Here is a 20,309-nt window from a genome sequence, read left to right as displayed (position 1 = left end):
CTGTTATTGCAAAATCCAGTTACTGATCTTTAAACGAATATTTTCACCATCATGATTTAATTCTATGATTGCAGGTAAATCTATTTTTTGGTTTTTATAGGTATAAGTTGAATAACTAGGAATTTTTAAGTTCCATTTATTATTGTTTTGCATAAATTCAGTTGATACTAATCTGCCAGAATTGTCTAACTTATCATTAATATTGTTAGAATAACCTTTTAACCAATTATGGAGAGAGTTAAAAGGAATATTAACATTTGATACTTTCTTCATTAAGTTCTCAATATTAGTGTCACTATAACGGTTACCATTTTTATTAATGAGTTCGGCAAAATCAGGCTCCGATTTTAACGTTAATATATTTGTTCCGACTGGAGTAGTTAACTTAACTTCAAAATGGTTAACGGATTGTTGGGTAATTAAAAATCGCCCGTAGTTACGAGTTTTTTCACTTATTTGGGCAATACTGCCATTAACACGAAAGGTATTTATCTGTTCAAGAGTTTGTTGATGAGTCTTCCATTGTTGTTCAATTGATGCAATATCTTTGGGTTTAGTGATCTGGCAAGCCGTGATAATAAAAGGTAAAACTAGGATAAAAGCATATTTGATTTTAGACATGAATTATCTCTTGTAGTTGAACGTTTGAATTATTTTATTATAACTGATAATACAACAATAAGAAAAAGTAACTGTAAATTAACGTTTGATATTTTTTTATGTATAATGTTATGCCAAGGACGCTTCATAATACAGCTATTGATTAAAATAAAACGCAAGAAGAAACAATGCAATGTCAATTACAATATTAGGTGTTAATCATAAGACGGCTCCATTAGCATTAAGAGAAAAAATTGCTTTCCCTAACGAAACAGTAGATAAAGCACTGTATAGCCTTTACCAACATCCTCTAATTGAGGGGTGTGTAATATTATCAACCTGTAATCGAACCGAAATATATCTAAATTATGAACACCAAATAGATTATATTAGATTAAAAGGATTTGTTGAAAATTGGTTAGGTCAATTTCACAATGTTGATCTTGAGCAATACAAAAACTCCCTTTACTGGTATGAAGGTCAACAAGCTGTTGAACATTTAATGGCTGTAGCAAGTGGTTTGGATTCAATGATTATTGGTGAACCGCAGATCTTGGGGCAAGTGAAAGTTGCCTATGCAATTGCACAAAAAAATCAGTGCTTGTCGGTGACATTAGAAAAACTCTTTCAAAATATTTTCCATGTAGCAAAACTTGTGCGCAGTCAAACTGATATTGGCTCTAATACGGCTTCAGTTGCCTATGCTGCTTGCCTTGTTGCGCGTAAGTTGTTTACTGACACATCCAAATTAAATGTCATGTTAGTAGGAGCAGGGGAGACAATAGATCTGATTTCTCGTTATTTAAAACCTCATGGGTTTAATCATGTTCTTGTTGCTAATCGTACACGTGATAAAGCATTAAAATTGGCTTCCCTTATTGATGCAGAAATTATTTCACTACCTGATATAGCTCATCGCCTTAAAGAGGTCGATATCGTTATCAGTTCTACTGCAAGCCCATTACCAATTATTGGAAAAGGAATGGTCGAACGCACCTTGCAGGTAAGAAATCATCAGCAGATGTTATTTATTGATTTAGCGGTTCCCCGTGATGTAGAACAAGAAATTAATGAACTTGATAATGTGCATTTATATACGATTGATGATCTTCAAAAAACGGTTGAAAATAATTTAGAACAACGCGCCATGGCAGCTCAAAAAGCACAATATATAATTCAGGAACAAGCTGAGCAATTTATCGACTGGCTTAAAGCTCGTTACGCAATTGACTATGTTAAACAGTATCGCAGTAATGCACAAAGCATTAAACGCGAATTAGAGATCAAAGCGTTAAATGCTATTAAGCAAGGCGCAAATGTTGATGAAGTCTTTGCTGAGTTTTCTCATCGATTAACAAATAAATTAATCCATGCGCCAACCCAAACTTTACTTAATGCAGCAACGCATGATTGTGAAGACTGTTTTAAAGTGTTAAGCAAAGGATTAGGTTTGAAAAGTCATTAGTGAGTTTTTGATATGTAAAAAGGGAATAGAACTGCTTGGATCAACTTGAATTTTTTGAAATACCCTCTCCTTGTAAACGCGTTTGTGAAACCGATAAACAAGGTTATTGTATTAAATGCTTTCGTTCTAGGACAGAACGATTTAATTGGTTAAGTTTTTCCGATACTCAAAAGCAAGAAGTGCTTCGCTTATGTAAACAAAGGGCGCTAAGACGGCGTTATCTATTATTGCAACAGCAACAACAAAAGATCCAAGATACAACCTTGCAAAATGAACTCAATTTTTAAATCCTGACCTTGTTATCTATTTTACAACGGGATAACTTGTAATCTATAACAACTCGGAGTAGCATTTTTTAAACCAGCAATTATTGCAAATAATGAGTCATCATTGTTAATTAAATCGAGATCTCAGCTATGAAAATGTGTATTGCATGTGGCATGCCAATGACTTCACTTGGTGATTATCCTTTGCATGACATGTCTAAAAATTACTGTAAGCATTGCGCTCATAATGATGGCACAATGAAAACGTTTGATGAGAAATGGCAAGAAGTTGCTCTGCGTTATGCTAATAATCATCATATCGATTATTCAATAGCTAAACATACTGCATATGTAATACTAAAAAAATTACCTGCTTGGAAACGAAAGTGGTAAAAAGTATTTATTTTTACTCTAGAAAATGTTTATTAGATTAAATCTAAGAATATTAGCTAAATAAGCAGGAGTTGTCTGCTTATTTAGTAATCCCATATAAAGTAAAACTTATTTGAAACTTAAACAAATCTTAATCAATAAATCTAAAATCTTGTAGCCTTTGACTAACAAAGATCAGCATATCATCAAATCCAGAAGTCCAATATGACCAATCATGACCACCATTGCGAGCAATAAAGGTATAGTTAATATTGTTTTTCTTGAAATTCATACTTAATAGTGTATTGCCAATAAGAAAATCATCCTTAGAACCGCAATCAAGATAAAAATAGCCCTCAGACTCCAATTTATTCGATGTAGTATTTAAAATATCATATTTATCATAAAACTTATTATTTACTCTGCTTTCGCCTACAAGGTTTAAACCGAATGCTTTGCCATAGCGTCGATTGTATACATTCATATCCATTGAAATTATATCTTCTTTGGTTCTAAACGCCCCACTTAAGGCTACCGTCGCCTTAAAAAGGCCGGGATATTGTAAACTATAATAAACAGCGCCAAATCCGCCCATTGAAAGTCCACCAATGGCTCTAAATTTGGGTAAATTATTTACCCTGTAGCTTTTTTCAATTTGAGGCATGAATTCTTTGATAAACATATCCTCATAAAGATACTGGCCATCCGCATCATTCATATAATAGGTATTATTTTCAAAAGACCCATTTCTAGTTGCATCAGGCGTAACAACAATCATGGGTGTTATCTTTCCAGAATTGATTAAATTATCCAAATGAGCTTGTAAGTTACCCTGAGTATAAGGATCGGTATGAATACCATCTGCGCCACCATGCAAAAAATAAAAAATAGGGTATGTTCTATTAGAACTATGATAATCTGGAGGCAAATATACCGTATAATGGACATCGTTACCTAATATTTGACTTTTTATCGTTTTACTAGAATCAACAATACCCTGTGATGAAAAACAATTTGTAACATATAAAACGGATAAGACGCTTACTAAAAAGATATTTTTTAAAAAACTACAAAGGTTGGATTTCATAGGATAATCTCCTTTTTGATTAACAGATTGATCAATCATATACCCCTGATAATCATTGTTAGGCAATTAAGATTGAATTTTTTGAACTCTGTCACATTATTATTAACCTATAGCAATTTCAGATGGAATTATAGAATCCGATTGAAGATAATTTGTATGGCATAATTAAATATGCAAAATCTGTTATTCAAAATATTAATATTGCTTTATAGCTATCAGTTATAGCGACATATCTATAATATTAAACATAAAGAATATAAATGCTGGCAATAGCTGGATTTTTAGGCAAACAAAGCACTTTATGATAATAATTGTTGCAGATATCACAAAGCTTAGTATAATGCCCACGTTTACTTATTTACACTTCTAATGCCAGTGTGGCGAAATTGGTAGACGCAGCGGATTCAAAATCCGCCGCCCTTAAAAGCGTGTCGGTTCGAGTCCGACCACTGGCACCAAATCAATCAGCACTAACACTCTTTTAAATTCATTAAAATACATTGAACCTAATAAACATAAAGCATTAACCCTATCTTATTATTCATTAAATATCAGTAAGATAAATTTATAACCCAAATTTTAGTTATATTTTTAGGTATATGAATGCAATATACCCAACAAACATATACCTAAAATTATTATGGCAAGAAAAACTCTACCATTAACTAACACACAAATAAAAGCAGCCAAGCCAACAGATAAGGATTATTCTTCATTTGATGGTGGCGGTATAAACCTTTTAATCAGAGCAAATAACTTTGAGATTTGGCTTTTTAAGTATACGTGCCCGTATACCAAAAAAGGGCATTAAATAGCTTTGGTCGTTACTTTGAGGTTTCACTTCAGCAAATAACAGATATTAAAGCAATTAATGCACTACAACCATTAAATAACAAAAATAAATACGAAACAGTTAAGTAAGTTTGCCGACTAATTAATGAAATAATGTATCATACTGTCAATATAGGAATTATTGATAATGACTTACTGGCTAACATTACCGACCTGTTTCATATCCAAAAATCAAAAATCTATTATGTCAATTTGTCATTATTTAGTTTATTCATAAGTAAATGTTAAATTCAACTGAATGATGATTCTCTCCATGCAGGTTTGATTGTTACTAAAAGGGTAACCAAAAAACCAGACAATTAAGTTAACGCTGAAATGAATGGGTACGAGTGATTTTTGGAATGTTTCGATATGAACTTTTGACTTTCCTCTCCTAAACATGAAACTTCCTATTGGCCACTACACAAGAGGAAACCAATATTTATAGGAATTCAAAATCTTTCTACAATAACTATAGACAAAAAGTATTATAAATCACTTTAATGAAATTTATTTTTAAAAACACACACCGATAAACAACTAACTTTTACTTGGCAAGATTATAGTTTCTTAAGTTCATAAAAGAGCAGTTCAATAAATGATAATAGATGTTAAATTTCTAAAAGCAGTTATTTTCATAATAAAGACAACTAAAATCAATATCATTCAAAGTTTGGAATTTAAAATAAGATAACAATTGATAACTCATGGAATAAATAGTAGATTAGATTTCTATATTGTTTAGATTATCGTTGTAGTGTATAAAATAAAAAATTATAGTTATCATGAAATATTATTTATTAATGACCACACGGCAGTGGCAAGAATTACAAAAACAAAAAGAAGATAATTCAATCATTCGCCCCAGATCTTTTGTATTTAACACTATTATTCAAGATAGTAAGCTAAAACCCGTCCGCTATGATTATAGTAGTAAGATGGATGACATTATTAAATATTGTGTTAAACATCAAGATGACTGTAAAAACCTATACCCAACCCTTGAAGAGCTTGGTTTATATTATGGTACGAATACCTATAATAAAGATGATAAAAAGTTCTCAGCAGCCCTAAAAGAAGCAATAGAGTCACAGCGGGCTATTTTATTTGAAATACCGATTGAGCATCATTCTGGTATGTTACAACCAGAAAATAATCCTATAAAATCAAATGTTAATAAAGTGCCTCGTAAATTAACCCCAGATGAAGTAAAAGCTTATGAACTTAAAACAAAATATGATAATCAAGATAATTATATTGAATTTACAGTTTATAATTTAGCGAACCAACCTTTTACTATATTCGATAATGCTAGTCAGAAGATGCTGAAGCAAGGGACGTTAGACAGCAGTGGTTACGCTTATGTTAGCTTACCCGTAAACGCCCAATATGTCGATATCGTTTTTGATAAGCAGCAAGACAATCGCCCATGGTATTACGATGTACCATTACAGTTATTAGGAGGGATTCGTGATGCTGCGCAATCTGTATCTGATTTAGCATGGGATTCCTCGACGATTAACCTAACGATGAAATATGGTTTTAACATCGAAACGGAGAATCCTCTTCAATTTGGTAAAGTTCCTGAGGCTGAAACTATATCAGGTACACTTACTCATGGCATAACCCAGTTTCTAGTCGGTTTTATTCCAGCATCTAAAGCGCTCAAATTTATTAAACCTATATCGAAAATGGGTAAGCTAGGTCAAAGCACGATTGCTGGCGGGGTCGCTGATTTTACGGTTTTTGCACCTCACGAAGAACGGCTATCAAATTTAGTCCAATCGTTCAAAGAACTACAAAATCCGGTTACAGAGTATTTGCAAGCTAATCCTGATGACAGCGCTGCCGAAGGACGTTTAAAAAATGTTTTAGAAGGGTTATTGCTTGGTTCGCTAGTTGAACCTTTTTCCCATTCATTGCGAACATTAAAATACGCAAGAATTAAATGGATGGTGTCGGACGTTAAAACAAAAGCTCACTATAAACTTGAAAGTGTAACTAATGAAACGGTAACTATTAAAACTGAATCAGGTAGCAAAGGCAATTGGAATAAAGAACTTAATAATCCTCAACCTAATAAAATATATATTGTAGATGGTAATAAAAAATATCATACTGACCATTTAGGGAGAGTGGTAAGGGTTGAGGCGACGCTTAAACTTGATAAATTAGACAGAAATACTTACCAACAATTGAAAGCAGGTAAACTAGGTAATGCCGATGATGAAGGTGGTCATTTAATTGCTTCGATACTGAATGGACCTGGCGAAAAGATTAATATGTTACCAATGAATTCAAATCTTAATCGTGGCGCATGGAAGCAAATGGAAAATAATTGGTTTAAGGCACTACAAGAAGGAAAAACTGTTAAGGTTAAAATTGAGCCTTTATATAGAGGAACAGATACCAGACCTACAGGCTTTAGAGTTCTGTATTCTTTTGATAATGGCAAATTTAATAAGATTACTTTTAAAAATTCACCAGGAGGAATTTAATGACTAAAGAAGATCAAATTTTGAATCAATTGGGAAGTATCCTAATTAATTCTGGGCCTGATAAAGCAAAAAAACTTATTATGCATGCAGAACCTAATGCAGAAGGAGATGTATGTAAATATAAATTTTATTATGTAAATAAATGTAATGAACAGCATGACTATGATCCAGATGGCATTGCCGAAATTGATATTTTGGATACATTAGTTGAATTAAGGAAATATTATCTTGATAACAACCTTTCAAATGGTGAACCTATCTGGGTTGGCTGTATCGTTGAGGTGGATGTTGAAAAAAGTAAAATCAATATTGAATTTAAGTATGAGCCATTTATTTTTGATGAATAATATTAATCATTAAATAGTTAGGCTGAATTAGATAATAGCAAATCCAAACATAAGCAGTGCTATAAGTATTCTACTGTGTGTTATAAAGTCTTATTATTTGTGTCTAGGCTTAACGTCGAACATTGGTGACCATAGCCAACTGGCGCAAATATTTATTATTGAATAAGTAGGAGGATGCATGGCAAGTTTTACAAGAATTTGGCTTAATTGCCTCTTAACTAAATGGACCATACGAAAAAATTAACTTCCTGCCAATGAATTCAAATTTCAATCGTGCTTATGGAAAAAGCTAGAAAATTAATGGTTAAAGCTTTGAGAAAAGGTAAGACAGTCAAAGTTTACATTGAGCCTTTATATGATGGTGTAGATATAAAACCATATAAATGTGAAATAGAGTATTCTTATTAGTAATAAAGGCACTTTATATATAGAATTTTATAACAAAGTGAGTAAATAAAATATGATAAATGATCTCTATAATAAAATCGGGCAAATATTAGTTAGTAGTTACCCAGATGATGCGGTAAAAATAATAACAAAAATCGAAATTGTAGAAGAAAATGATGTTGCTACTTATGTTTTTATTTATTTTGATAATAAAAACAATAGAAAACAATTTGTGCCTGACCCTAAAGTTACAAATGATATATTTCACACAATGCTAGAACTTAAAAAGTATTTTCTTGATAATAATCTTACTAATGGAAAACCGATTTGGGTGGGATGTATCGTTGAGATAGATATTAAAAATTCAAAAATTGATTTTGAATTTAAGTATGAACGATTTATTGATGTTGATGATGATGAATAATATTAATCATTAAATAGTTGGGCTGAATTAGATAATAGCAAATCCAAACATAAGCAGTGCTGTAAGTACTCTACTGTGTGTTATAAAGTCTTATTATTTGCGTCTAGGCTGAACGTCGAACATTCGCGACCATAGCGAGCTGGCGCAAATATTCATTATTGAACAAGTAGGAGGATGCATGGCAAGTTTTACATGAATTTGGCTTAATTGCATCTTAACTAAATGGATCATAAGAAAAAATTAACTTCCTGCCAATGAATTCAAATCTCAATCGTGGCGAGTGGAAAGCTCTAGAAAATAGATGGGTTAAAAACTTGCCAGAAGCTAAAATAGTCTATGTTAAGATAGAGCCTTTATATGAAGGAACGAGTTTAAGGCCTGAAAGCTTTTATATAACCTCTTCAACTGATGGTGAGACTCTATCTGAACACACATTTAAAAATGCACCTAGAAGAAAATAATGTTAAAAAATAATAGTATTTATAATGAAATTGGCCAACTGCTATTCAATATAGCTCCTGAGGGAGCAAAAGCAGTCATAATGAAAGCTGAGCTGTCTCCTGACGAGGATCATTGTAAGTGTCAATTTGATTATATAAATAAATCAAATGATATTAAACGATTTCTTGGAGGCGCTAGAGCTAATCGCGATATGTTAGATTATTTAGTGAAATTAAGACAATACAGTATTGATAATAACTTAACTAATGGTTTACCAGCGTGGGTAGGCTGTATTGTTACTGTCGATATTGAAAATGCTAAAATTGATATTAAATTTAAATATGAGCCATTTATTGAAAGGTAATCTTATTCATTAAAGATGATGATAAAACCTTTTTATCTATTTGTAATGAAATTCATAATCTTTCTAAAATATATCCACCAAAAATAGTATCGGATTTTCAGATTCAAAATATATATTCGCTGGATAAGCGGATATATCAGCACTAACTACTTTTGCTTTTAGTATAGAATTTTCTTGTTTTGGAGTATATTTAGAATTCGACTTTTTAGATAGTGACACAGAAGTATTTTTTGTAACGACAAGTTTTAATAGTGAATTCAGTCAAGCTTTTCTTTTTCATATCAGGAAGATGAACTTTTAAGAAAAATTGATATATTTATATGACGTACACTAATTCGTATAATTTTTTTAAGAGATAAGGTAAACTATTTAAAAAAAGAAAAATAAAATGATGAGAAAGTCGAACCTATTTTAATTATTTTAAACTAAAGATGATAACATTTTATCGACAAAGTAAAACACGCAATGATTTAGTTTTAGAGTATGAGTTAACGCCATCAGCTTTAAATGGATAATATAATAGACTACAAAAAGTTTATTCAAAACCACAGGTAGTAAAAAGCACGGAAGATTATGAATTGTTAGCCCATGAAAAAAATAAATGGTTATTGATGAGAAATTACATGATGATAATTGTTTTATTGACAATGTTGAAATAAATTTTTCATATAAAAACTCTTCAGTTTCCATATTGTGGAAACTAACATTGATATAGTGTTTGTTATTCGTTATGTACTATTGGAATAGTTATAGATTTACAAATGGACTTTTAATATGGCAATAAAACATGACCAAGATAGTAGTTCAGGGCAAAAGTTATTACGTATGTACCAAATATTATTTTCGGAAGATAAGTGCCATTATCAATCTGAATTAGGTAAACTACTAAATTGTTCTGCACAAACAATTATGCGATTAGCTAATGAAATAGAGCAATCAAGTGCTAGTTGTTTTCAAACGGGGCTTGATAAAGGGCGCAGATGGTACCGCTTGCAAGCTAAACACCATAATAAGTTAGGACTTGATTATCAGGAACTGCACTATCTAAGTTTATGCCAGGAACTTTCCAAAGCTTTTGTTCCGCAAAATATTTTTAAGCGTTTAGATCAAACCATTTTGAAATTATCAACACTTTTGTTAGAACTGGATTCTGAAAAACTTCCGTATACAAATAAATCCATCGCTTTTTTTAGCAAAGGAAAGATTGATTATTCTACACATGATTTGATCATTGAGAATTTATTAACCTGCATCAGATCTCAATATTTTTGTCATCTTCATTATTTATCCGATAATAATCCAAATGGAAAAAATCATTATTTTATACCCAAAAAACTTATTGCAATGAATAACGCTTTATATGTTTATGGTGCTTGCACTAACAATGCAGGCAAAGAACTAATCAATACAATGTGTTTAGCTATTCACCGTATAAAAAAATTAGACTTAATTAAACATCAAATTTGTATAGCTATTCCTGATCCTAATCCAAATACTTTTGGTTTACCATGGCATGAACCTCGTACCTTTGCCATACAGTTTAGAAAAGATGTTTCAAACTATATAAAAGAACGAGTATGTGCCGAACAACAAAAAATAGATGAGTTAGATAATGGTGATATTACATTAACGATTACCACATGTAAGTGAACCAGAACTTATGGCATTGGTCAGAAGTTTTGGTGAAAAGGTTTTATTCTTCAGTTTAGTAGAGTAATAACAGTTGATAAAAATAATAGTGAAAGAATCTAGCATTAGTAATTTAAGTGAGGAAACAAACATGGCATTACCGTTAATAATTATTGGAGCAGCAGCTGCGGCAACAGCGTTTGGTGGAAAAAAAGCATATGATGGGTATAAAACTAAGCAAGAAGCCGATAAAATTCAGGAATCTGCAATTCACAAATATAATAACAGAAAAGAACAACTTGATAAAATACAACAGAATACTGATGAAGCATTATATAACCTTGGTGATCTGGAACTGAGCATCGGTAAATCAATTGGTGAATTTGAGAAATTAGCTAAGGAATTATTAGTAAAATTAGAAAAAAGTGGTTATAAAAACCAAAAATTGACTATCCCATCAAACCAATTAAAGAAAATTAGTGATCTTTCTATTTCTACGACTGAATTTTTAGCAACAGTAGCTGCTGCAGGCGCCACCGGTGCTGCTGCAAGTTTTGCTGTTTATGGTGGAGTGATGGCATTTGCTGCAGCATCAACAGGTACCCCTATTGCAGCATTGTCAGGTGCCGCTGCCTACAATGCAACAATGGCTGCAATTGGCGGCGGATCGCTTGCTGCTGGAGGTTGGGGAATGGCTGGTGGTGCGATGGTATTAGGTGCCGCCGCCGCAGCCCCTATTTTAGCTGTTGCTGGTTTGGCTTATGCATTACATGCAGAAAAAGCATTAGCGAATGCAGAAGAACAAAGCAAAGAAGTTAATAAAGCCTTAGAAAAAATGGACTTGGCCGAAGCACGACTCAACAAAATAACTAATTATATACAGCGAATTAATCTATCACTGACTATCATTAATAATACTTTTATTGAATATTTCGATGCCTTAAAAACAATGCATCAAACTATTATGAAGCGTCATCAAGGGGAAGATATCTCAATTGATGAATCTAAAGAATGTCTTCAGAAGATTGATAACGGGTATGCATTGGCGGCCATTATGACTGAAATTATTACCACTCCGATTTTTAAACCCCAAGTTGATGAAGATGGAAAAGCGGTTATTAAAGATGGACAAATTCAATTCGAAACTGATGAAGATGGTGGAAGTGTAATTAATGAAACAATTTTAGATTCAGTTTTAACTGAACAGCCTAAAAAATATAATGGAATTTTATTAAAATAATTATATATCGCCGGATATTTTCCGGCCCTTTTCTAAGGAACGTCTATGTATAAAGCTGAAATAGACTGGAGTCACGAGCTTCATCAAACTGTTGTTAAATCACTAGCGACTTCTTTTGGATTAGATTTTTTATTATTTAAAGATAAAAATGGCGGTGATGTCGATACTATCTATAATGTGAGAAAGGGGATTTACGCGACTGAAAAGGAAAAAGAGCGATATGATAATCGTGGGAAATATGATTCTCATAAATATCATTCACACCGTAATTATATTGCAAAAAATAAACAAGGTAAAATTGCTCATCAACAAGGGAAGTTATGTGATGAATATACAGGTAAAGTTTTTAGTATTAATGAGATAAAAAATCTAGATCACGTTATATCTGGAAATGAGATTCATGATGATGCAGGTATAAATTTAGCAGATATGAGAGGGGAAGATTTAGCAAATGCTGAATCAAATCTTTGTTTTACTAATGAAAATATTAATAAAAAGAAGCAAGATAAGTCGATGGAGCAGTTTACTCTGAAACTACAAAATGAGCATATTAAAAGACAACAAAAAAAAGCTGAACTCAAAAATAAACCTCATTTAACCGAACAAGAGCAAAAAGAGTTAAAAAAATTAGAAAATATAGATAATGCTGATTTAGCAAAGATGAAAAAAATCGATGAAAAAGCGAGAGCAGATTATAATAAAAAGATAAATCGTAAATATTATACCAGTAGTAAATTTTTAAAAAATATCACTAAACAGGCTGCTATTTCAGGTTTTAAAATGGGCACAAGGCAAATGCTGGGGCTGATTTTGGCTGAAGTGTGGTTTGAACTAAAAGAATCAATTCCTGATATATATGAGCGAAATCGTCAATATTTTACCATCAATGGTTTTATAATTGATTTAATGAGTACATTTAACAATATATGGCATAGAATTAAAAAGAAGTTCCATACATTTTTTATAGCTTTTAAAGATTCGGCAATAGGTGGAGTGTTATCAAGCGTTAGTACCACCGTGATTAATATTTTTTTTACAACACAAAAACAGATCGTGAAGATACTTCGAGAGATTTGGGGAAACTTAGTACAAGCAATTAAATTAATATTCTTTAATCCTCAATCATTACCTTTAGGTCAATTAATAAAAGAAGTCGGTAAAATTGTTGGTGCAGGAATAGCTGTCTCATGTGGTGTAATGATTAACTCAATGTTATCTCAAGTTATTACATTCCCTTTTGGCGCAGAAATAGCCACTTTTTGTAGCACCTTAGTTACGGGTATTATTACACTAGGGGTAACTTATTATCTTGAAACTGGCGAAATTTGTCAGAAGATTTGGTCATTTTTAGATAAATTCTCTGATAACAGCACTAAAAGACTTGATTTTTATCGTGAAGTTAATAAAAAATTAGACTGTTACCTATTAGAACTTTACCAATTAGAATTTAACATTGATACCGAACAACTTGAGCTCTTTTCATTACGTTTATCTTCAGTCAATAATGAACTTGAACGAAGTTTTATACTAAAAGAGGAAATTGATAAGCGGAATATTGAATTACCATATGAAATGGGAAATCCTGATTCCGTAAAATCGTGGTTAAATTCATTATGAGTTTTTTAACACCTTTTCCTTGTGATAAATGTGGCATGTGTTGTTGTCATGTAAATTTATCACTAGAAACCCAATTTTTGGATCGAGGAGATGGTATTTGTATTGCTTATAATCAGCATTTAAAATTATGTCGTATTTATGATGTACGCCCAGATATTTGTCGAGTAGATGAACAATATAAAAAAAATTACAAAAATAAATATACTTGGCAGGAATTTATTGAATTAAATCAAATAGCCTGCCGTATTTTATTATCTAAATAAAAATTTTAAAGAAAAACTCTTCAATCTTAGTTATGACATTCTAAATATTTTCTAAATTGAAATGATTTATTGTATATCTATTTTATTGAATTTATTTTGTATTTATTTTAGACAGTCCCGATATTTTTTAAACAAAAGGTTATTTAAATCGGTAATATATAAATTGTGACGTAGCGTTAGTTGAGCTACGAGTATATTAAACTTCTTGATTACAGGTAGATTGATTTTCGGAACTTGAGTGTTATTATAAAGTTATAACATAAGTAAGAATTAAATCAATATTTGTAATTGAGCTATATTTTAGTTTCTTTATTTCTTTAAAAATACTAAACGTTCTTTATTCTTCATTTTGATTAGTTTTTTAACTTTACTACGCAAATATTTTTATAATGGGTAACGGTTATACTTTATGATTTAAGTATATTAATGTAGCTATATCTGATAAATGTGTTACATGTGTAAATAATGGTAGTTTTTTCCTGTATTATGAAGAAATACAGTTAAAGAGGGCAATAAGTTCCTGTATTAATAGTGTGGTTAAGTATTTTGAATCAATATTTTTATATTAAAATTGACTCTGGATTGATGAAATTATGATTTCTGCTATTTCATATTGTGTATCTAACAATTTCTCATAATTTTTTAAAGTCAATATTCCCGCTTATGAAATAGAACAAGTACCTTTTAGGTTATTAATGTATTCTAACAAATTTCTAGTAATATTATCTAATGTCCCATTAATTTCACTTTTTGTTCGGTCTCTATTAAATCAGTTAAATTTATAGGTAAGTTTTTAGTCTTAGAAACCTTTTTATTTTAGGATTAGAAAACTTGAAAACAGCACTGATAACATCCAAAAAATTGTCTGTTATTGTTTAAACCACCTTGATTGGCGGTTTTTTGGTTTTTATGGACAGTAAAAATATAAACCATACATGGATTAAGCCTTATATAACAATGCTTACAAGAAATAATGTATAGTATCACAGTTTTTATATTATTTTAATGAGGGAGAGTAATTTCTTAAATGTTCAAATGTGAGGACTGACTTTTGGTCAAATTTTTATATCTGCGAAAAATCGACTTTTAATCAAAAAAATAAGTACTAAAAATATCTAATTTAAGGAGCATTTTTTTTAGGTATACGAAGTGAATTTTAAATTATTAACTTTCTTTAATTAAAAGTGTTTATAACATACTTTTTAAGTTAATAAATTTCAATAAACTCAAATGGTTAATCTGAGTGCTGTCTAGTTTTCTACTGTATAATATTTCACCATGGGCGATAAAATAGCGATTGATTTCCATTTATCGATATTTATTATTCGTTTTTATCTATTTTTTATTAAAAGAAATAACATGGTTACATATATATTTAATTGAAACATATATTTGTAATAGATAAATTAGAAAATTTTCTTGAAAATACTTACCGCACCTAATGCACTGTATAAAAAAACAGTATTAGAGTGTAAGCATGGATGAAATAACCAAAAACTATATTAAATTAGAGCGCGCAGAGTTTGTTAGCAGATTGATGATTGACTCTGATTTGTCAGAAAAAAATGTCAAAATTGGTTTGTGTTTGTTACATGAGCTTTTGTATAAAATGATAATGAATACCAATACCAACGATGGTGGAGCATAGCCTTGTTATGATGCTGCATAATTTTTTGTGATAGGGGAATATTAATAATTGTATAGTTTGGTATATCGCTCGGCTCTAACGTTGTCACAACTGATTACAATGTAACAAATGAGTGGCTACAGTCAATATTAGTACATTACAGATATTGTTTGGCTGTTATCCTACTGATTCTTTTACTAATGCGAATTGTGGTTTTTGATTTTAGTGTGGACATTTCATTGATTATTATACCCTTTAACTACTAATTAAATTAACCAGAATTTTAATATAATTCTAAATTAATTCAGAATGTTATTACGGTTATTTCTCCTGATGTATTTTGTCGTCTTGAAGTTTTATTCCTAATTCGATGTTCTTTTACAAATCGGCTCATAACCCTTTAAAACATGATCTTTGATTATTTTAACTTTCATAACTGAATGTTTTGTGTATTTGTCAACAATCATATTAGCGTTATCAAAACTTATTGATAAATTTTGTTTAGGATAAATTATTTCCTTAAATAGTGTTTATTTGGTTTTATTTAAAGCAATTAGATATGTTTTTTAAGATATATAATACAGTTTCAATATTTTAATAGGTTGAGTAGACCTTTTTACAATAAAGGAAAATATGCTCCATTTTGATGATTGCGAATCTGTTATTTCTAGAATTTAAAGGTTTTCAAGTTAACAACTTAAAAAGGTTATGTAAGAACTGAGATACAACTACAAGTGTTATTGTAATTAAAATACAATACTTTACTTTCAGATATTGTTTTGAGATGTACTATTGAAACTGAAGTAAACGCTTCTTAGTTATTAACAGACTAGGGTGAACTAAGTATAAATGGACTACAATCAATAAAAAAGCTATTTTATCTTGTGATATGTTTGCGGAAATAGAGTGTATTTTAAAATTAAAGAAAGAAAACGCAATAACAGAAAATGAATTGGTACTATTAAAAAATTGTGCATTTAAAAAATAAAATAGAGATTTATTCAAGGATAGAATCATGAAAAAAATTATTACAGCGACTTTATCACTAGCAGCATGTCTTTTATTTACATCTTCTGGTTTTGCAGATTATGAAAGCAAACTAGCAAGAGAATTAGCTTCATCGGTAAAAAAGGATTTAAATAAAACCTATGGCAATTTTCCAATAAAAGTTGATGATAAAATATCATTGACAAATATAAGTTCAAAAGATCGATCAATAATTTACGATTATCGTTATAAAGCTAAAAGCGTTAAATTTAGTCAAAAAGGTGTAGATTCATTTTCGGAATTATTGTTTGATGAAGAACTTTGTCAAAATGAGGAGTTGGTTTTATTTTTTAAAGAAAAGGATATTGAGTGGGTTAACCGATTCACATTTAAAGATAAAAAGACAATGTCATCGTCGTACCATATTAAAGATATTTGCGACAAAATCTCTACTAATGATTTTTAAATCAATATACTCTAATGTCAATAAGAAAAAAACGGCAAATGGCTGTTTCAGAAAGCTTTTTAAGGTGGTGGACTAATCCGTGAATCATTTATTACAAAAGATGAGGGTGAGGGCATAGCCTATAAAACTCTATAAAAGCGTAAACCGCAACTAATCAATGGATGACTAAAAAACAAGATCGGTGAAGAATATCTGATTTTGTTAACACTTGGTATCAATTGTACAGTTTAACGCTTAAAGATAGAGTAAAAACTTATTGAGTTTATGTGAAAATCAATCAACTACCCAGTCGCCAAAAATAGTATGGCTAAATTATTTACTGATTGCCATAAAATAGAATGAGCGGTATATCGGCGGTTGTGTCCGGCTATACTCGGTAATGGTCAATTATATCCTGATTATCATTAATTTTTTGGTTCTAAATGCATGACATTAGAATTCAAAAATCTCTCTTAAATGCGTGTCAGTTCAAGTCTAACTGCTGCACAAAATCAATCAACAGTAACATTTTTTTAAATTCTTGAAGCATTTTCAAAACTAGTTAACACAACGCTTAAAGCTTGTTTTTTCATCCATTAATACTATCTTTTTAAGCAAAAAATGGGATATATTATTGAAATAACTTAAAGAATCTTTTTGATTTGATATACGCAAATATGAAAATGACTATCAAAATGATCCCATTGACTAAATAAACTATTAAAAGAATTGAAAACCACATGCAAGGATAAAAGTCTTTTTGTTTTTTTATATTCTAACCAAAATTATTAAGAATTTAATCAATTTGATTAATAATAAATATTTACATGATCCTCTCCGTCATTACTCAAATTACCGAAATCTGATTACTTATTTAGTCTATATACTTAAATGATATAACAATATAACTATTTATTATTATTTAAATATTTCTATCTAATTATAATCAAACTCATCCAAATAACATCAATGTAATCTATTTTTGTATTGAAATCAGACAAGGATGGAAAAGTTATGTTCTCTTTCCTATCATTTAATGAAAAAATTCTAAGAATTATTGTTGGCTATATTTTTATCTTAATAAGTCCTTTAGCTATAGCGGCTATCGACGAAAAATCTGATGTATTAAACGTTGGTATTGATTTGACTTATGCACCTTTTGCGTATTTAGAAAACAATCAAGCTGAAGGTTTTGATCCTGATTTTATGCGATTGTTGGCAGAAAAATCCCATAAAATAGCTAATTTTAATGATACTCGAATTGAAAATATCATTATTGGGCTTGAGTCAGGTCATTATGATGTTGTTGCAAGTGCATTATATGTAAATGCGACGCGTGCTAAACAGGTTGATTTTATTCCGTATTTACAAACTGGTGGCGTTTTGCTTGTTCGACAAGATGATAATTTTAACCCGCAAACTTTAAAAGATTTATGTGGTAAAAGGGTATCTTCAATGAAAGGGGCTGCGTGGATTGAAACCATAAATCAGGTTAGTCAGACATATTGCAAACCTAACAAGTTGAATCCAATTGTTGTGAAAGAGTATCCAAGCGCTCCCGAGGCCTCACAAGCTCTGCTTTCACATGGTGTCGATGTTCAATATGAAGATGCAGCTGTAGCCAATATGGTTATAAATCAGCTAAACAATACATTGAAAATTACCAGTAAGAACATGCTTAATCCAGTTTTAATCGGTTTAGCCGTTCGTAAAAATGATCTGGTGTTTAAACAGAATCTGGTCGATCTTATTAAAATGGTAAAACAGTCTGGACAGTATGATGCTTTGCTTAAAAAATATAATTTAGCTTATCCTAGTCAAACTTTATTAAATGACAATTTAGACTATATCGCAACGGATCTAGATGGCAATCTAAAAAACAACAATAAGATCGAACAAAAAGGCTTTAATTGGAATTATTTCTTTAACGAATTAATCAATCCAAATTTTGTAAAAGCCAGTTTTACAGTTATCTCTTTAAGTTGTTTGGCGTGGATAAGTGCGCTACTTTTTGGTTTGCTATTGGCATTAGGTAATCGTTCAAAACAGTTTATTTTAATCAAAGTTACATCATTGTATATCTGGTTATTTAGAAGTTTGCCATTACTCGTTTTACTAATTTATATTTATAGTTTACCAAGATTTTGGGAAGCAAGTAGTATCATTTTATCTAATCCTTTTTGGGCAGGGCTTATCGCTTTAGTTCTGAGTGAAAGTGCTTATATGGCAGAAATTCATCGAGGTGCGTTACAAGCTGTCTCAAACGACCAAATAGATGCTGGAAGAGCTTTAGGATTAAGATACTGGGCGATTCAAACTAAAATTGTATTTCCCCAAGCATTGAGAATAGCACTCCCACCGCTGACTAATCAATTAGTCACCATTATAAAATTAACATCATTAGTGTCTGTCATTTCATTAACAGAAATTCTATTAGTTGGCCAACAACTTTATACTCGTAATTTTCTGGTAATTGAAACATTAACGATCGTAGCTATTTACTACGTTGCAATCGTGACAATCGTGACTTGGTTAATTAAACGCTTTGAGGTTTATTTAGATGTCACTAAAAGGGCTAACAACGAAAAAATCCAATTTATTACCCTTGATTCCGTTTCCAAAAAAGAGAGTGATTCTTTATCAACAAATAAAACGAGTAAGTATGTATTGGAGTTGCAGCATTTAAATAAAAGTTATGAACATACTAAAGTATTAAGCAATATAAATTTAAATGTGAATTGGGGAGATGTTATTTCAATAATTGGACCATCAGGCTCAGGCAAAACAACCCTTATAAGAACCATAAACGGGTTATCGAATTTGGATGAAGGAACCATTCTATTTGAAGGCATTCCTTTTATTGAGGGACGAAAATTACATGATAAACAATTTTACAACCGCATTGTCCACTTGGGTATGGTTTTTCAAAATTATAACTTATTTCCCCATAAAACGGTCTTAGAAAATTTACTTTTAGCACCTCAATATCATGATAAGGATCTCGAAAACAGCAAACAATTGGCATTGGCTTTATTAGATAAAGTTGGAATGCTAGAACATGCCAATAAATACCCGCATCAATTATCGGGAGGACAGCAGCAAAGAGTTGCAATTGCTCGAGCACTTGTTATGGAGCCAAGTATTATGTTATTTGATGAGCCTACTTCAGCTCTGGATCCTGAACTGGTTAATGAAGTCTTGCTAGTAATTGCACAATTAGCTACGGAAGGCATGACTATGTTAATTGTCACCCATGAAATGTCTTTTGCATTCAAAGTGTCTAATCGTATTATCTTTATGGAAAAAGGTCAGATAATCCATGATGATAATCCTGATGTTTTAAAAAATAGTGATGATAAACGTTTACAACAATTTTTAAATCAGAATGAACATTAGTTTGATAAACATGAATAGGATCA

At 30.9% G+C, this 20,309-nt stretch carries 17 protein-coding genes and 1 tRNA gene; 16 read left to right on the top strand and 2 right to left on the bottom strand.

Annotation, left to right across the window (positions count from 1 at the left end):
• Window positions 1-3 precede the first annotated feature (3 nt).
• Window positions 4-621 carry a lipoprotein insertase outer membrane protein LolB gene (lolB, locus tag H3S73_RS05750; RefSeq protein WP_065736971.1) on the bottom strand — a complete coding sequence of 206 codons (618 nt, stop codon included), beginning with the start codon at window positions 619-621 and terminating at the stop codon, window positions 4-6.
• Window positions 622-793: 172 nt separating this feature from the next.
• On the opposite strand from lolB, the gene hemA reads away from it, so the two are divergent.
• The 3 genes from hemA to H3S73_RS05735 all read left to right on the top strand — a co-directional run bounded on the left by hemA (window position 794) and on the right by H3S73_RS05735 (window position 2,724).
• The gene (gene hemA / locus H3S73_RS05745; RefSeq protein WP_198228968.1) at window positions 794-2,065 is read left to right on the top strand and encodes a glutamyl-tRNA reductase; all 1,272 of its coding nucleotides are present in this window, start codon (window positions 794-796) and stop codon (window positions 2,063-2,065) included.
• 35 nt (window positions 2,066-2,100) lie between these two features.
• The gene (locus tag H3S73_RS05740; RefSeq protein ID WP_065736973.1) at window positions 2,101-2,352 is read left to right on the top strand and encodes a DUF1289 domain-containing protein; all 252 of its coding nucleotides are present in this window, start codon (window positions 2,101-2,103) and stop codon (window positions 2,350-2,352) included.
• A gap of 129 nt (window positions 2,353-2,481) precedes the next feature.
• Window positions 2,482-2,724, top strand: a complete 243-nt coding sequence (locus tag H3S73_RS05735; protein ID WP_025315648.1) for a zinc ribbon domain-containing protein — start codon at window positions 2,482-2,484, stop codon at window positions 2,722-2,724.
• Window positions 2,725-2,854: 130 nt separating this feature from the next.
• On the opposite strand, the gene H3S73_RS05730 is transcribed toward H3S73_RS05735, so the two are convergent.
• A complete protein-coding gene (locus tag H3S73_RS05730) occupies window positions 2,855-3,829 on the bottom strand; it encodes an esterase family protein (protein ID WP_198236882.1) in 975 nt (324 codons plus the stop codon).
• Window positions 3,830-4,161: 332 nt separating this feature from the next.
• Between H3S73_RS05730 and H3S73_RS05725 the strand changes: the two genes are divergently transcribed.
• From H3S73_RS05725 to H3S73_RS13995, 13 genes are all read left to right on the top strand, one after another.
• Window positions 4,162-4,248, top strand: a tRNA-Leu gene (locus tag H3S73_RS05725).
• 1,158 nt (window positions 4,249-5,406) lie between these two features.
• Entirely contained in the window at window positions 5,407-7,119 is a 1,713-nt protein-coding gene (locus H3S73_RS05720; protein WP_198236883.1) for a DNA/RNA non-specific endonuclease, read from the top strand.
• A complete protein-coding gene (locus H3S73_RS05715; protein WP_198236884.1) occupies window positions 7,119-7,466 on the top strand; it encodes a hypothetical protein in 348 nt (115 codons plus the stop codon). Before H3S73_RS05720 ends, H3S73_RS05715 begins: the two co-directional genes overlap by 1 nt.
• Before the next feature lie 460 nt (window positions 7,467-7,926).
• Window positions 7,927-8,277 (top strand): hypothetical protein, encoded by a 351-nt coding sequence (locus H3S73_RS05710; protein ID WP_198236885.1) that lies wholly within the window; start codon window positions 7,927-7,929, stop codon window positions 8,275-8,277.
• 239 nt (window positions 8,278-8,516) lie between these two features.
• Window positions 8,517-8,738 (top strand): DNA/RNA non-specific endonuclease, encoded by a 222-nt coding sequence (locus H3S73_RS14000; RefSeq protein WP_370548783.1) that lies wholly within the window; start codon window positions 8,517-8,519, stop codon window positions 8,736-8,738.
• Complete coding sequence (locus tag H3S73_RS05700; protein WP_198236887.1) at window positions 8,738-9,082, top strand: hypothetical protein; 345 nt, start codon at window positions 8,738-8,740, stop codon at window positions 9,080-9,082. The genes H3S73_RS14000 and H3S73_RS05700 overlap by 1 nt, the downstream gene beginning before the upstream one ends.
• Before the next feature lie 774 nt (window positions 9,083-9,856).
• Entirely contained in the window at window positions 9,857-10,732 is an 876-nt protein-coding gene (locus H3S73_RS05695; protein WP_198236888.1) for a WYL domain-containing protein, read from the top strand.
• Between the two features lie 130 nt (window positions 10,733-10,862).
• The gene (locus H3S73_RS05690) at window positions 10,863-11,951 is read left to right on the top strand and encodes a hypothetical protein (RefSeq protein ID WP_198236889.1); all 1,089 of its coding nucleotides are present in this window, start codon (window positions 10,863-10,865) and stop codon (window positions 11,949-11,951) included.
• Between the two features lie 45 nt (window positions 11,952-11,996).
• The gene (locus tag H3S73_RS05685) at window positions 11,997-13,568 is read left to right on the top strand and encodes a hypothetical protein (protein ID WP_198236890.1); all 1,572 of its coding nucleotides are present in this window, start codon (window positions 11,997-11,999) and stop codon (window positions 13,566-13,568) included.
• Window positions 13,565-13,831: a YkgJ family cysteine cluster protein gene (locus tag H3S73_RS05680; protein WP_198228982.1), complete on the top strand. Its 267-nt coding sequence runs from the start codon at window positions 13,565-13,567 to the stop codon at window positions 13,829-13,831. Before H3S73_RS05685 ends, H3S73_RS05680 begins: the two co-directional genes overlap by 4 nt.
• 1,477 nt (window positions 13,832-15,308) lie before the next feature.
• On the top strand, window positions 15,309-15,479 hold the full coding sequence (locus tag H3S73_RS05675) for a hypothetical protein (protein ID WP_198236891.1): 171 nt from the start codon (window positions 15,309-15,311) through the stop codon (window positions 15,477-15,479).
• Window positions 15,480-16,473: 994 nt separating this feature from the next.
• The gene (locus tag H3S73_RS05670) at window positions 16,474-16,911 is read left to right on the top strand and encodes a hypothetical protein (protein WP_198236892.1); all 438 of its coding nucleotides are present in this window, start codon (window positions 16,474-16,476) and stop codon (window positions 16,909-16,911) included.
• Window positions 16,912-17,904: 993 nt separating this feature from the next.
• Entirely contained in the window at window positions 17,905-20,286 is a 2,382-nt protein-coding gene (locus H3S73_RS13995; RefSeq protein WP_232352940.1) for an ABC transporter permease subunit, read from the top strand.
• Window positions 20,287-20,309 lie beyond the last annotated feature (23 nt).

It is taken from the genome of Gilliamella sp. B14384G12 (assembly GCF_016101825.1).
Classification (GTDB): Bacteria; Pseudomonadota; Gammaproteobacteria; order Enterobacterales; family Orbaceae; genus Gilliamella; species Gilliamella apicola_N.
Note: the sequence above shows the minus strand (reverse complement) of the source record. Positions and strands in the feature narration are given on the sequence as shown.